Annotated in this window: 13 protein-coding genes; 1 reads left to right on the top strand and 12 read right to left on the bottom strand. The window is 47.5% G+C overall.

Annotated features, from left to right (window positions below):
* Window positions 1–128 precede the first annotated feature (128 nt).
* Complete coding sequence (locus tag AOA56_RS05105) at window positions 129–527, top strand: metal-dependent transcriptional regulator (RefSeq protein WP_048621534.1); 399 nt, start codon at window positions 129–131, stop codon at window positions 525–527.
* Window positions 528–648: 121 nt separating this feature from the next.
* On the opposite strand, the gene AOA56_RS05100 is transcribed toward AOA56_RS05105, so the two are convergent.
* The 12 genes from AOA56_RS05100 to AOA56_RS05045 form a co-directional block, all read right to left on the bottom strand.
* Window positions 649–1,572, bottom strand: a complete 924-nt coding sequence (locus AOA56_RS05100) for a SufB/SufD family protein (RefSeq protein WP_024732173.1) — start codon at window positions 1,570–1,572, stop codon at window positions 649–651.
* Window positions 1,573–1,592: 20 nt separating this feature from the next.
* Window positions 1,593–2,330: an ABC transporter ATP-binding protein gene (locus AOA56_RS05095; RefSeq protein ID WP_024732172.1), complete on the bottom strand. Its 738-nt coding sequence runs from the start codon at window positions 2,328–2,330 to the stop codon at window positions 1,593–1,595.
* Window positions 2,331–2,486: 156 nt separating this feature from the next.
* On the bottom strand, window positions 2,487–3,677 hold the full coding sequence (gene dnaJ, locus AOA56_RS05090; RefSeq protein WP_024732171.1) for a molecular chaperone DnaJ: 1,191 nt from the start codon (window positions 3,675–3,677) through the stop codon (window positions 2,487–2,489).
* A 144-nt stretch (window positions 3,678–3,821) separates the two neighbouring features.
* On the bottom strand, window positions 3,822–5,693 hold the full coding sequence (gene dnaK / locus AOA56_RS05085) for a molecular chaperone DnaK (protein WP_053769106.1): 1,872 nt from the start codon (window positions 5,691–5,693) through the stop codon (window positions 3,822–3,824).
* Window positions 5,694–5,728: 35 nt separating this feature from the next.
* Window positions 5,729–6,346, bottom strand: coding sequence for a nucleotide exchange factor GrpE (gene grpE, locus AOA56_RS05080; RefSeq protein ID WP_048622231.1), 618 nt, complete (start codon window positions 6,344–6,346; stop codon window positions 5,729–5,731).
* 53 nt (window positions 6,347–6,399) lie between these two features.
* Entirely contained in the window at window positions 6,400–7,440 is a 1,041-nt protein-coding gene (gene hrcA, locus AOA56_RS05075) for a heat-inducible transcriptional repressor HrcA (RefSeq protein WP_024732168.1), read from the bottom strand.
* Window positions 7,441–7,591: 151 nt separating this feature from the next.
* Window positions 7,592–8,434, bottom strand: coding sequence for an EamA family transporter (locus AOA56_RS05070; protein WP_024732167.1), 843 nt, complete (start codon window positions 8,432–8,434; stop codon window positions 7,592–7,594).
* Window positions 8,431–9,618: a radical SAM family heme chaperone HemW gene (gene hemW, locus AOA56_RS05065; RefSeq protein WP_053769105.1), complete on the bottom strand. Its 1,188-nt coding sequence runs from the start codon at window positions 9,616–9,618 to the stop codon at window positions 8,431–8,433. The genes AOA56_RS05070 and hemW overlap by 4 nt, the downstream gene beginning before the upstream one ends.
* A gap of 119 nt (window positions 9,619–9,737) precedes the next feature.
* On the bottom strand, window positions 9,738–11,870 hold the full coding sequence (locus tag AOA56_RS05060) for an ABC transporter permease (protein ID WP_053769104.1): 2,133 nt from the start codon (window positions 11,868–11,870) through the stop codon (window positions 9,738–9,740).
* The gene (locus AOA56_RS05055; RefSeq protein ID WP_024732165.1) at window positions 11,860–12,624 is read right to left on the bottom strand and encodes an ABC transporter ATP-binding protein; all 765 of its coding nucleotides are present in this window, start codon (window positions 12,622–12,624) and stop codon (window positions 11,860–11,862) included. The genes AOA56_RS05060 and AOA56_RS05055 overlap by 11 nt, the downstream gene beginning before the upstream one ends.
* A 103-nt stretch (window positions 12,625–12,727) precedes the next feature.
* Window positions 12,728–13,741 (bottom strand): sensor histidine kinase, encoded by a 1,014-nt coding sequence (locus AOA56_RS05050; protein WP_024732164.1) that lies wholly within the window; start codon window positions 13,739–13,741, stop codon window positions 12,728–12,730.
* A complete protein-coding gene (locus AOA56_RS05045; protein WP_024732163.1) occupies window positions 13,738–14,406 on the bottom strand; it encodes a response regulator transcription factor in 669 nt (222 codons plus the stop codon). Before AOA56_RS05045 ends, AOA56_RS05050 begins: the two co-directional genes overlap by 4 nt.
* Window positions 14,407–14,454 lie beyond the last annotated feature (48 nt).

The raw sequence follows: 14,454 nt of genomic DNA, 5'->3' as shown, positions 1-14,454 counted from the left end.
CTTTTCCCACTATTGTATCATATTTCCTCTGCCTTTTCTCCTCCTCGTTCTCCAGAAGTGTTTGAACTATCACTACAAATATGTTATCCTTGTCTTTAAGGACACTATATATGGAAGGAGACATTCTGATGAAAATACAGGAATCCGCTGAAAACTATCTGGAAACCATCCTGATGCTCGGAAAAGCAAAGGGAAATGTCCGCTCTATCGACATTGCAACCGCACTTTCTTTTTCCAAGCCAAGCGTCAGCGTCGCCATGAAGAATCTTCGAGAGAACGGATATATTTTGATGGATAAAGATGGCTTTATCGCACTGACGGAAAAGGGACATGAGATCGCCGAGACGATTTACGAGCGTCACACTTTGCTTTCCAGCTTTCTTATGTATCTTGGCGTTTCTAAGGAGACTGCCACTCAGGATGCCTGCCGGATCGAGCATGTCATCAGCCCGGAAAGCTTCGAAGCATTAAAGCAGCATGTATACAGTCATAAGGAGATTATGGATATCAAGGACGTCAAAATCTGATCTTCAGATCAAATGAAACTATGCAGTTTTTGAAATGGGGGATTTCTTTTCCTCTTTGGGGGATGAGACATCCCCCAAACTTTATGAAATGTTCCAGTTACCTGAGAATCCTGCTTCTATTTTAATTCAGGAAGTTTTCAATGATGACTCCCTCCGCCTCTTCCTCATTCAGCCCGAAGGTTTCAAGTTTCAAAAGCTGTTCACTGTTGATCCTTCCAATGGCCGCCTCGTGAATGATCTGAGCGTCCACATTTCTGGCGTCAATCTCAGGAATGGAACGCACCTGTGCATCATTCATAATGATAGAATCACACTGGATGTGCGCATGGCAGGCTGTCTTTCCGATCGCCCGTGGGTGGAAAGTCTGGATAGACTCGCCCTTTGCCACAGACCGGGAAATGATCTGCGCCGAGCTTCCATCGCCGTCCATGATCACTTTCATATTGGAAACTGCCTCCTGGCGGTCATGGGTCATCAGCTTTTCTGTCACTGTGAGACGGCTTCCTGCCTCCATGGTAATGTCGGTCTCACGCTTCGTGGAATCTACACCTTCGATCTGCACCGTATCCATAGTAAACACCGAATTCTCCCCTACATAAATATCTGTTACCGGATTCAGAATCCTGGCTCCCGTACCTTCTCCTTCCCCGTAATGTTTCTCCTCATAATGGACAATGGCATCCTTGCCAATATGAAATGTGTGAATCCCGTCGTGCCTTGCATCGTTGCATCCCGAATTATGGATACCGCATCCGGCAATGATATTCACATTCGCCCCATCTTCAATATAAAAATCATTGTAGACAACGTCGGTCATTCCGGAGGCGGAGACAACCACCGGAATGTGTACCGTCTCCCCATTTGTATTCTTGTCAATATAAATGTCAATTCCCTGCTTGTCTTCTTTTTTACGGATCTTGACATGCTCACTGTCCCCGTGGCAGACGGCGATTCCGTTTTCCCGGAGATTGAAAGCTCCCTCCTGTTTAAATCCTTCTCCGTCGATCATATGAAGTACTTTTTCTGTAATTTTATCCAGTATCATTTCTCGCACCTTCTTCCTTCTTATAACGCAGCGTCCCGATGACTCAGACACTGTGGATAGCTGATTGCCTCTCCGGTCAGATATGGCAGAATCTCCTCTGTCGGTCCGCATTTTGTCACCTGCCCGCCTTCGATAATCATGACACGATCCGCCATACGGATAATACGCTCCTGATGAGAAATCAAAAGCAGGCCTTCCTTTTTCTCCGTGTGAAGCTTTTTGAACTCCTCCACTAACATAGCAAAACTCCAGAGATCGATTCCTGCCTCCGGTTCGTCAAAGATGCAAAGCTTATGTTTCTTCACAAGCACCGTGGCAATCTCAATCCTTTTCATCTCCCCTCCGGAAAGGGTAGCGTCTACTTCCCGATCCAAATATTCCTCTGCACAGAGTCCTACCCGGCTCAAAAGTCCGCAGCAGATGTGCTTCGGAAGCTCGGTTCCTGCCGCCAGGGACAGAAGCCTTCGTATTGTCATCCCTTTAAACCGCGGCGGCTGCTGAAAAGCAAAGCCGATTCCTGCCTTTGCCCGATCATAAATGGTACACTTGGTGATATCCTCCCCGTCCAGGAAAATCTTCCCTTCTGTTGCGTGATAAAGTCCCATCATCAGCTTGGCAATGGTAGATTTGCCTCCTCCGTTTGGTCCGGTCACGACAAGCATCTCCCCATCCGCCACTTCAAAGCTGACGTCTTTTAATATTTCCTGTTTCTTCCCATCTTCTTCTATTTCATAAGAAAGGTGTTCTACTTTCAGCATATTGCCCCATCTCCTTTTTGACTGCTCTCCAGAACATATGAACAACCATTCATATATCTGTTTTTACTATACCTGTATTTCCTGCCCCTGTCAACAGGGCAAAATAAAAAAGAGGAACATCTCCTTTGTGATCGAATCTGTTCCCCTTTTGCTTCTTTATTCGTCCCTTTCTTCAAAGGTCTCTTTTAATTTGTCCATAAAGCCTTTTTTCTTCGGCTTTTCCTTCTCCGGTTCCGGCTGATTCAGGGAATTTCCAGCGAGTGCGTCGAAACGTTTGAGTGCTTCTTTCGCCTCCTGGCTTAATTTCTCCGGTGTCTGGATAACGAGCGTGACGTACTGATCCCCACGTACTTTCGGATTCCGAACAGACGGTACGCCTTTACCACGGAGTCTTACTTTCGTGTCAGTCTTTGTGCCCGGTTTTACCGTATAGACGACTTCCCCATCCACCGTCTTGATACGGACATCACCACCAAGGGCTGCCTGCGCAAAAGAAATCGGCGCTGTGGAGAAAATATTCATATCCTGTCTCTGGAAAATCGGATGTCTGGACACGGTTACTTCCACGAGGAGGTCGCCCCTTGGGCCGCCATTCGTTCCCGGCTCTCCTTTATCCCGTATTCTCACGCTCTGGCCATTGTCAATTCCGGCCGGAATGGATACCTGAATTGTCTTCTTATTGGAAACATATCCGGTTCCTGCACAGTCCGGACATTTGTCTTTGATGATCGTTCCGGAGCCATGGCAGTCCGGACAGGTCTGTACGTTTTGTACCGTTCCAAAGAAGGACTGGGATGTGTAAACCACCTGTCCCTTACCTCCGCATCTCGGACAGGTCTCCGGGCTGGTTCCCGGTTTTGCCCCTGTTCCATGACACTTTTCACATGGATCTTTTAAGATAATATCAATCTCTTTCTCACAGCCGAATACCGCCTCCTCAAAGGTGATCCGGATTCCTTTCCGGATATTCATACCTTTCATAGGGCCATTATTCGTTCTGCCTCCTCTTCTTCCTCCACCGAAAAAGTCGCCGAAAATATCGCCAAAGATATCGCTGAAATCTGCTCCGCTGAAATCAAAGCCGCCAAATCCGCCTGCACCGCCTGCTCCGCCGCCTTCAAATGCCGCATGTCCAAACTGGTCATACTGGCGACGTTTATCCGGATCACTTAATACAGCATACGCCTCAGAAGCCTCCTTGAATTTTCTCTCTGCTTCCGCATCTCCTGGATTCATATCCGGATGATATTTTTTCGCAAGCTGACGGTATGCTTTTTTCAGTGTTGCGTCATCGGCATCTCTGGATACTCCCAGGACTTCATAGTAGTCTCTCTTTGCCTCTGCCATAATCGTTACCTTCCCTTTCTATACAGTAGACGCTGCCGCGTGTTCTGTCTGCCGGTGTCAGATTCAATATCCAACCGGGAATCTACACACGCACAGAGATTGCGCCGCGCGCAATCTCTGCTTTTCTTATTTTACCGTACCGGATTATACTTCTTTGTAGTCTCCATCTACGACGTCGTCATATCCTTCCGGCGCCGGTCCGGACTGAGCACTGTCCTGCGGACCTGCTCCCTGTGGGCCACCCTGTGGATTGGCCTGCTCATACATCTTCGTGAAGAGCTGCTGAGAACTTGTCATCAATTTCTCTCTTGCCGCCTTGATCTCAGCGATCTGAGCGTCTGTCATCTCTTCCGCGTTCGGATATTTTGCAAGGATGTCTTTGAGTGCCTGAATATCAGCTTCTACCGAGGATTTTCCGGCTGCGTCGATCTTATCCCCAACATCCTTTAATGCCTTTTCTGTCTGGAAAACGATCGCATCTGCTTCGTTCTTTGTATCAACTGCTTCTTTTCTCTTCTTATCTGCTGCTTCAAACTCTGCCGCTTCTTTCACTGCTCTGTCGATATCGTCGTCAGACATATTGGAACCTGCTGTGATCGTAATATGCTGCTCTTTGCCTGTTCCAAGATCTTTTGCGGAAACATTTACAATACCGTTGGCGTCGATATCGAACGTAACCTCGATCTGCGGGATTCCACGTGGTGCCGGCGGAATTCCATCCAGCCGGAACTGTCCGAGAGACTTATTATCTCTTGCGAACTGTCTCTCACCCTGCACGACATTGATATCTACGGCTGTCTGATTGTCTGCTGCTGTGGAGAAGATCTGGCTCTTCTTCGTCGGAATCGTTGTATTTCTCTCGATCAGTCTTGTAGCTACGCCGCCCATCGTCTCAATAGAAAGAGAAAGTGGTGTAACATCCAGAAGAAGGATATCGCCTGCGCCTGCTTCTCCGGAAAGCTTACCGCCCTGAATAGAAGCACCAAGCGCTACACATTCATCCGGGTTTAAGGATTTGCTAGGCTCTTTTCCTGTAAGCTGTCTTACCTTGTCCTGAACTGCCGGGATACGGGTAGATCCACCTACCAGAAGTACCTGGCCAAGATCAGACGGACGAAGTCCTGCGTCGGAAAGTGCTCTTTGTACCGGCTCTGCTGTCTTTTCTACGAGGTCGCTTGTAAGCTCATCGAATTTGGCTCTTGTCAGATCCATATCAAAGTGCTTCGGTCCTTCTGCTGTCGCAGTGATGAACGGAAGGTTGATGTTTGTTGTTGTTGCGGAAGAAAGCTCCTTCTTTGCTTTTTCTGCCGCTTCTTTTAATCTCTGTAACGCCATCTTGTCATTAGAAAGATCTACGCCTTCTTTTGCCTTGAAGTCAGCCAGCATATAGTCTGTGATCTTCTGGTCGAAGTCGTCACCACCGAGCTGGTTGTTTCCGGCTGTGGAAAGTACTTCGATGACACCGTCCCCGATATCGATGATGGAAACGTCGAAAGTACCGCCTCCTAAATCGTATACCATGATCTTCTGCTCTTTTTCATTGTCAAGTCCATAGGCAAGCGCCGCTGCCGTAGGCTCATTGATAATACGCTTTACATCCAGACCCGCGATCTTGCCGGCATCCTTTGTTGCCTGACGCTGTGCGTCGTTGAAGTAAGCAGGAACCGTGATGACTGCTTCTGTCACTTTTTCACCCAGGTATCCTTCTGCGTCTGCTTTTAATTTCTGAAGGATCATCGCGGAAATCTCCTGTGGGGAGTACATCTTTCCGTCAATATTTACTTTCTCATTTGTACCCATTTTTCTCTTGATGGAAGAGATCGTCTTGTCTGCGTTTGTAACAGCCTGACGCTTTGCAGGCTCACCTACGAGACGCTCTCCTGTCTTTGTAAATGCCACAACAGACGGCGTTGTTCTTGCGCCTTCTGTATTTGCGATGACGGTCGGCTGTCCACCTTCCATCACGGCAACACAACTGTTTGTTGTACCTAAGTCAATACCAATGATTTTGCCCATAATGAATTTCCTCCTGATTTATTTCATAAAATTTGTTAGTTTGCTACTTTTACCATACTGTGTCTCACAACACTGTCACGGTACAGATACCCTTTCTGGAACTCCTCCACGATGATATTTTCACCTGCTTCATCGTCTTCCACATGCATCACCGCATTGTGGAACTCCGGATTAAACTCCTCGCCCAGGGCCTCGATCTGCTTGACACCGGCGTCTTCCAGCGTCTTCATTAGCTGTTTATATACTTTATCCATGCCGTCTACGAACGGATCATCTTTTTTCCCGTCCTCGACACTTTGGAACCCTCTCTCGAAATTATCGATCACAGGGAGGATCTTCTCAATGATGTCCTTTGCCCCAATCTCATACATGGCCGATTTTTCTTTTTCTGTACGCTTTCTATAATTGTCGAACTCCGCCATCTGGCGCGTCAGCTTATCGGTCAGATCTTCGATTTTTTCATCTTTCGGATCCTTTTTATTCTTTTTCTTGAAGAATCCTTTCTTTTCCTTGCCGTCGTTTGAAGCTTCCTGCTCCTGGCCATCTGAGGCTTCCTGCTCTTCGGACTCAGAACTCTTTGCCTCTTCCTCTGCCGGAACCTCTCCGCTTTCCGAAGCCTGTTTTTTTGCTTCCTCTACGGCTTCTTTTACCATTTCTTCCTGATTCTTACTGTCTCCCACCAGGATACCACCTTTCTGCTTTTGCTCTATTCTTTTTTGTGAAATATCGTATCCAGCTCGGTCTGTAATGTTTTCAATGTATCCATGACGCGCTCGTAGTCCATACGTTTCGGTCCGATAATTCCTATCGTTCCCTGCATTCCTTCGCCTAATTCGTAGGTAGCCGTCACAACACTACAATCTTTCATATTCTGTACCGGTGTTTCATTTCCGATATACACCTGTATGCCCTTGCTGTCGCTTGACAACGTCTGGGTTACAAGCTCTGAAAGCTGCTGCTTTTCCTCAAAGGCACTGATGATTTCCTGTGCGCTTTGCTTATCGGATAATTCCGGATAACGGAAAATATTGGTCGCTCCGCTTGTGTAGATCTCCATATCCTGCTCAAGCTGAATCACATTGGCCACCGCGTCCAGCACATCGCTGATGACTCCACTGTGAATACCGGCCTGCTCTTTGAGCTTTGCGATGAGCCCCAGGGTGATCTGATCGATCGCCATTCCATTGAGCGTCGTATTCAGAAGCATATTCAACTTCAGAAGTGTCTCGCTGTCAAGCTCCTCGTCCACCTTTAAGATCTGGTTCTTCACAATATTGCCTTCCAGAACAATCACCGCAATCAACTGCTCTTCGTCTACCTGAGAGAGCTGAATGAACTTCAGCCGGTTCTTCGCGCTGACCGGGGCTGAAACCATGGTAGCATAATTCGTACTGTTTGCCAGCACTCTCGCCGCCTGCTTTAAAAGCTGATCCATCTTATCAGCTTTCTCAAGCATCTGCTCTTTGATCTCCGTTACTTCCTGCTCCTTATCCTGCATCAGCATATCGACATAAAGCCGATATCCTTTGTCCGACGGAATCCGTCCCGCGGATGTGTGAGGCTGTACAATATACCCAAGCTCTTCCAGATCTGCCATCTCATTCCGTATAGTAGCGGAACTCAAATTCAGATCCGTATACTTGGAAATCGTCCTGGAACCAACAGGCTCTCCTGTCTCCAGGTAGTTCTGAATGACTGCTTTTAAAATCTTTAGTTTTCTTTCATTCAGTTCCCGGATGAATTCCATGTGGTGCCTCCTTCCGTCTTATTAGCACTCGATTATTCCGAGTGCTAATATCTACGTTTACTAATTTAGCACTCTCCCGCACATTTGTCAACACTGATTCTTCATCTTTTTTTGCAACATCGTAACGATTCAGTCCTGCATTTTCTATTCTCTACATATTTAACAACCCGACAGCAAGAATCACAAGGAGATACGCCCCCCACTGTCTCTTTGTCAGCTTCTCCCGGAACATCAGGACGCCCGCCGCGCCGATCAAAGCCATGGCAGCGATACTGTACGTCGGATATGTGATAACTGCCGGGATGTCTGCCAGCGCCCACAAAAGAAACCGGGCGGAAAAGTAGTTCGGAATTCCGATCAGAACGCCAAAAAGCACTTCGTACTTTGTGATTTTCTCTCCGCCACGAAAGACCAGAATCCCACTGATGATTCCGGACACGAGGAATGACAGCATTAAAAAGAAGCTCCCAAGCCCCGGATTCCCATACACATCATAAAACTTCGCCATGGAGTCTCCAAGCCCTCCTCCAAGCAGCAGAAGGAGAAGTCCTATCGTATATGCTTTTTCAGTCCTGATCTTTCCCTTCTCAAGATGGATCATCAAAATCGCTGTAATCGCAAGGATAAAACCAAGTCCCTGGTTCCACCCCGGGCGTTCTCCAAACCAGACGACCGCCAAAACAGCCGGAACGATGACGCCAAGTTTCATAAAAGTAGATGAAAGAATGACCCCGTTTTTCCGTACATTCCACTGAAGCAGAATAAAGGAGCCACAGTATAGAAGCCCTGTTACCACACCAAACACGATCGTCACCGGCATCCCTTTTCCGTCTGTCTGCGTCAGCCCCCGCCCGGTGAGGATAAGTCCTGCCAGCACACACACAACATAATTCATCAGCAAGATACCATAATGCCCCTGACAATATTTCTCGCTCGCACGCATAAAGATGGAGACTCCTGCACTACAAAGAATCGCCAAAATCAAATAGATCATTCCTCTTCCTCCTCATCCTGTAAAAACCATGTCATCACCGTATTACTGATATCGATCCCCCGATCCGTGAGAAAAATCCTTCCTCCTTCTCTTTGAACGAAACCGTCCGCTTCTAACTTTTTCAGCTCTTTTCCGTAAACATCCTCTATGGCGCAGCCAAAAGTATCCTCAAACCGAGATTCCGAAACTCCTTCCATCATCCGAAGTCCCAGGAAGAATGTCTCTTCCTGCGCTTCCCGAACTGAGATCATCTGCATGTTCTCCCTGATCATCCGGGACGCTTCCCGCGGCTTATGTTCTTTCCAAAGCGCCACATACTGCCTCCGGTCTCGAATGTTGCTCCATCGCTTTTCCTTCCAGAGTGAAGCCGCTCCCACACCAAATCCCAAATACGGAACCCGCTTCCAGTAGCCGATATTATGGCGGCACATTTTCCCTTCTTTTGCATAGTTGGAAATTTCATATCGTTCATAGCCATATCCGTGCAGGATCTCTTTCGTCCGCTCGTACATCTGACGCTCCGTCTCCTCATCCGGCAGCGGGGGGTGCCCCGCCGGATGAGGAGACTTTTCATACCAGTTTCCAAACGGCGTCCCCTCCTCCAAAATCAGGCTGTAGGCTGAAACGTGATCCGGCAAAAGACGGCATATCTTCTCAAGCGTCCTTTCGTAACTATTAAGAGTCTGCCCCGGAATAGCAGACATCAAATCGATATTGATATTGTCACACCCGGCTTTTCTGGCTTCCTCATAGGTCTTGAGAAACTCTTTCCAGGTGTGGATTCTTCCCAGGATTCGAAGTTCCCCGTCATCGGCAGACTGTAAGCCGATACTCAGACGGTTGACTCCGGTCTTTAAGTAGTCCGCCATACGTTCGCTCTCCCCTGTACCTGGATTATACTCCATTGTAATCTCCGCATCTTTCGCGAGAGTGAAAGTCTCCCTCACCGCATAAAGAATCCCGCCGATCTGCTCCGGCGTAAGGATGGACGGCGTCCCTCCGCCAAGAAAAACACTTGATACCTGACACCCTCTTCCCATATCGCCGACGCTTCGGATCTCCTTTACTAATGCCTCCAGATATTCTTCCCTCTCTGGCCCCCCGGCAGGGCCGGACAGGAAATCGCAGTAAGCGCATTTCCTGACACAAAATGGAATATGGATATAAAGTTCAAGTTCTTTCATGATTGTTTATCCTCATTTCTGTCTTACATACTCTTCTTCTACTTTACAGGAAACAAAAAGGAAATGCAAGGAATGAGACCGGGAATCGTTCCAGACAGCCTCCCGGTCTCCTTTCCGGCTTACAGCCGGTACCCTTTTAAATTGACATTTCGTTTAAACCCTGTATAAGTCACCGCCAGATATAACAGGACAACCACCATCAGAACGGCGGTTGATCCCGCGAAATAAGCCCAGATCTGGGAAGCAATCCCTGTATATAAGACGAACCGTTCTCCCATAAACAAAACGATCATAGCTCCAAGAGCCAGTGCAAACAAAATCGGTATTCCATAATACCACAAAAGCTGCTTCTGGATGATCCGGTTGATCTCTCCCCTTTTCACCCCCAGCTTGGAAAGCACATCATACCGGTAACGGTGGCGAGACGCGTCACTTAACTGCTGAACCGCAAGCACCGTCAGAGCAGTACAGACAAAGACAGCCGCCACATAGATCAACGGATAGGCGATAGCAGTCAGCAAATAATTCAGCTCTTCTTCCAGATCTGTCTGTACAAGCACCGGAGTCGTCATGGAGATCACTTCGTCCGTCCCACTGCCCCAGATAAATTTTTCTGCTTCCTCCGCCTGTTTCTTTCCCCCATATGTTTTAATCTTTTCCTCTATAATCGTTTGTTCCCGCCGGCTTTCCAGTCTTTCCAGTTCTTCCAAAAGCCCCTTAGGAGCCTCCCCCTTCAGATCTGCCGCCAGAAGTGTATAGTATGGCTCCATGGAAGCGGCTGCTTCATCCGGCAAGACGATCACATAATCCGCCCCATTATGTCCGTTCTGTCCGAACGCCTCCGTGTAAATCCCCTGACACGAATAAGTTCTGCCTGCGGCCTCCACCTGATTTTCTCTGGAAAACTGTTTCAGATATCTTTTCATTCTCGGCTTCGTCTGAATACAGTACTCTCCGTCAGAAAGGGCTACCGGCTCATAACCCAACATGCTCCGCAGGCGATTATAATCACTCTCTTTCATATAGGTATCCATCTGAAAATAGGCTTCTGATGCCATGGCCTCCACGATCCCATCCTGCACATTCATCTTCACATCCCGCTTGTTCTCACGCCTTACAGAGTCAAACTCCCACTTCATATATTCCAAATGATCCATAAGATACCTGTTTACTGTATCCTTCCCATTTTGATAAATATGATAAGTAAACAGGTCTTTCACCTCTGCTTTCTCCTCGATGACGTCCCTGTCTTCTTTCATGGTCTCCTGAGGATCCTGTGCAAAAACCAGCACGTCAAACGGCATCTGATAGGTCATCATTTTATTCTGATAATCGTAGAGCATCATAGCACAGCTCGTTCCAAGAACCGCACAGGCAAACAGAATCGTCACTGTTCCCATCGTAAACTTCATAGAATGGATTTTGGACGCCAACTGTCGCAGTAAAAACAATCTGTCCTTTTTATAGACGCCTTTTCCTCCCCGCTCAATATACCAGAACAACCAGGCGGCCAGCCCCTCAAAGAACAGATAAATCATAAAAACCAGTACTGCCGAAAGAATCATCCCGTTTACCATATGCATCCGATGCGTATAAAGGATCACGCCATACCCGATTACATAACAAATCGACAGCGGAAGAAAGATCCGTCTCCATTTCCGGACTGGCGCCTGATCCCCCTCGTTCTTCTTCTCCAGATCCATAAATTTTCGGATATTCATCTTTTTCATCCGCCGTTTCACCCGCCACAGTGCCAGCAGATATGTACCGGCATAAAGCCCGCTTGTCAGAAGAAACGTGGAAAGTTCCATATGAAAATGGATCGTGTATTCCTCCCCGAAAATATGATAAAAAACAGAGGTCAGAACCTGTTCCAGAAAGATCCCCGGAACCATTCCGATTACAAAGGCAAGCAGACCAAAAATCGTATTTTCCTTCATAAAGATTTTACGGATCTGTTTTTTGTTCATCCCGATGAGGAGATAAATTCCAAACTCCCGGCTCCGTTTTTCCATCATAAACGCCACAATATAGCGTACAAGCCAGGAGACAATGAGGACGATAAATCCTGCTGCAATCCCGATCATCGCCTCCATAACTCCCGCCACCGTAGCCAGTTTTTTGATCTGAGGCGAAAACATCATAGAATGAAAGGCAAACATCAGTGCCGTGACAAGAATCATGGTGATTAGATACACCCCATAGTCACGAACCGTCTTTCTGACATTACGAAACGCCAGCTTACTCAACATCCAGATCACCTCCCGTCAGCGAGAGCACATCCAGAATCTGATTCAAAAACGTACGTCTGTCCTGCTTCCCACGGTTGAGCTCGTGGAAAATCGCACCATCCTTCAAAAAGAGAATTCTCTTACAATAACTGGCAGAAAAGGCATCGTGTGTTACCATCAGAATGGTTGCTCCAAACTGTACATTCATCATTCGGAAAGTTTCCAGAAGCATCCGGGCCGACCTGGAATCCAGCGCCCCGGTTGGCTCATCCGCAAGAATCAGCTTCGGATGATTGACAAGTGCTCTGGCACAGGCACAGCGTTGCTTTTGCCCGCCGGAAACCTGATAGGGAAATTTCTTTCTGTACTCCCAGATCCCTAAAGCTCTCATCACCGACGCTACTGTCTGCTGGATCTCCTGTTTTTTCTTTTTGTGAAGTGTCATGGCAAGAATCACATTTTCTTCTAAGGTCAGCGTATCCAGAAGGTTAAAATCCTGAAATACAAAGCCCAGATTCTCCTTACGGAACTTTGCCACCTCTTCCTCTTTCAGTGTTGTGATATCCATATTGTCATAAAAAATATGACCGGACGTCACCTGATCCACCGTAGCAAGAAGATTCAAAAGAGTGGTCTTTCCGCTTCCGCTGGCTCCCATAATAGCGGTGAACTCTCCCTTTTCCACTTCAAAACTGATCCGGTTGACTGCTTTTGTGATCGTATCTTTATTGCCGTAAAACTTTTCCACATCACATACTTTGATGATCGTATCCATCCTGTATCCTCCTTTATCTTACGAAGCTTATGCCCCGTCTTTTTGATAGATCCAGTTTACAGAATATCTTCTCCTTTCGGTATCGGTTTTCCTTTCTCCAATCTTACAGTTTCGAAAGAAACGTCCCTTTGGGAAATGTCAGAAGGAATCTGGTAAATTTCCCTTCCTCCGATTCCGCCTTTATGGCAATTCCAAGCTTATCGCAGAGTTTCCGGGAAAGATACAGTCCGATCCCGGTGGCGTGCTCATGCGTCCTCCCGTTCGTCCCGGTAAATCCCTTTTCAAAGATCCTCCGTATCTCCTCCTGCCGGATCCCGATTCCGTCGTCTTCCACTATAAGAAGAACCGCCTCCTGTTTCTTTCTTGCGCTGACCTGGATATGTCCGCACGCTCCCTTTTTGTATTTCACCGCATTGGCAAACATCTGTCCCAGTATGAATTCAATCCATTTCTCATCACAAAATGCTGTCGCATCCCCACAGTCTATGTCTACCGACATCCCATTGGAAATCAGAAGCTGTTTTTGTCGCTTTACCGCTTCTCTTACCGTATGTTCAAGCGAAATCTCCCGGATCCGGTAATCCTTGCTGACCTGATCCGCCCTCGCATAGTAAAGAGCCATCTCCACATCCCGGTCAAGCCGTTCCGCCAAGAGCCGCACCTTTCTGGAATCCAGCTCTTTTTGATTCGCACACATCAGCTCCAACACGGAAAGCGGCGTTTTTACCTCATGGATCCATGTCTCAATATACTCTTTGTACTCCTGCTTCTGACTCTCCAGATCCCGAATCTTCTCTATCACAGATTTATTGGAACGGCGGAGCATATCAAAATAGATCTGATCTTCCAAGTGATACTCTGGCTGTGCAACCTCCGCGATCAGATACTTTTCGTCAAGAGCCCCAAACGTCTCCTCCAGCTCATCGAAATATCGTTTTCTTTTCCAGAAATCAGCCCCATAAAAGATGAACACACCAGACAGCCAGACGATCAGAATAAGCGACGCGTCGTCTTTCCCCACGCCAATGATAAGAAGATAAAAAAACAACAATACGATGCCTGTCATCTGTCCCAGAATTCCAGGCAGCCGGTCTCTGATATAGTTTGCGAGATTCAAACCTGATACCCCATTCCTCTCTTTGTTTTAATCATATGGTCCACACCGAGGGCTGATAGCTTATTCCGGATCCGTGTCATATGAACGCTCAGAGCATTATCGTCGATAAAGACGTCCTGATCCCAAAGATACTCTGTCAGATCCCCACGGGAAACAATCTCCCCCGGATGCCGGAACAAATAGTACAAAATCTTCAACTCATTCCTGGTCAGATCCACCCTTTGCCCCCTGTATTCCAGGCAGGCCTCCGGCACAAAAAGCCGTACTCCCTGGCAGCAAAGCTGCTCCTTTTCCTGTTTCTTCGGCTTTGATCTTCTTAATACTGCCCGGATATGGGCAAGAAGAACCGGAGCCTGGTATGGCTTCGCGATAAAGTCATCTCCACCCCGGGTCAGGCACTCCAGCTCATCCATCGCAGAAGAACGTCCCGTCAGAAAAATCACCGGTACTTCCGACGTTTCCCGGATCCTGGCGCACAACGTAATCCCATTGACCGACCCAAGCTGTACATCCAGAAGCACCAGATCCGGACTCTTTTCCTCTACAATCCTTGGGATTTCCGAAAAATCATCCGGTGCTGACGCCTCAAATCCATTCTGCCTAAGCAGCACACAGAGTTCCTCTCTTAGCAATGCGTCATCTTCCACAACCAATATTGACTCCATTTGCTTCCCTCCTGATATGATGAATTGGGGACGTGTTCCGATGCATCG

It is taken from the genome of Sellimonas intestinalis (assembly GCF_001280875.1).
Taxonomy (GTDB): Bacteria; Bacillota; Clostridia; order Lachnospirales; family Lachnospiraceae; genus Sellimonas; species Sellimonas intestinalis.
The sequence above is the reverse complement of the archived record's forward strand: the minus strand, read 5'-3'. Positions and strand labels throughout refer to the sequence as shown.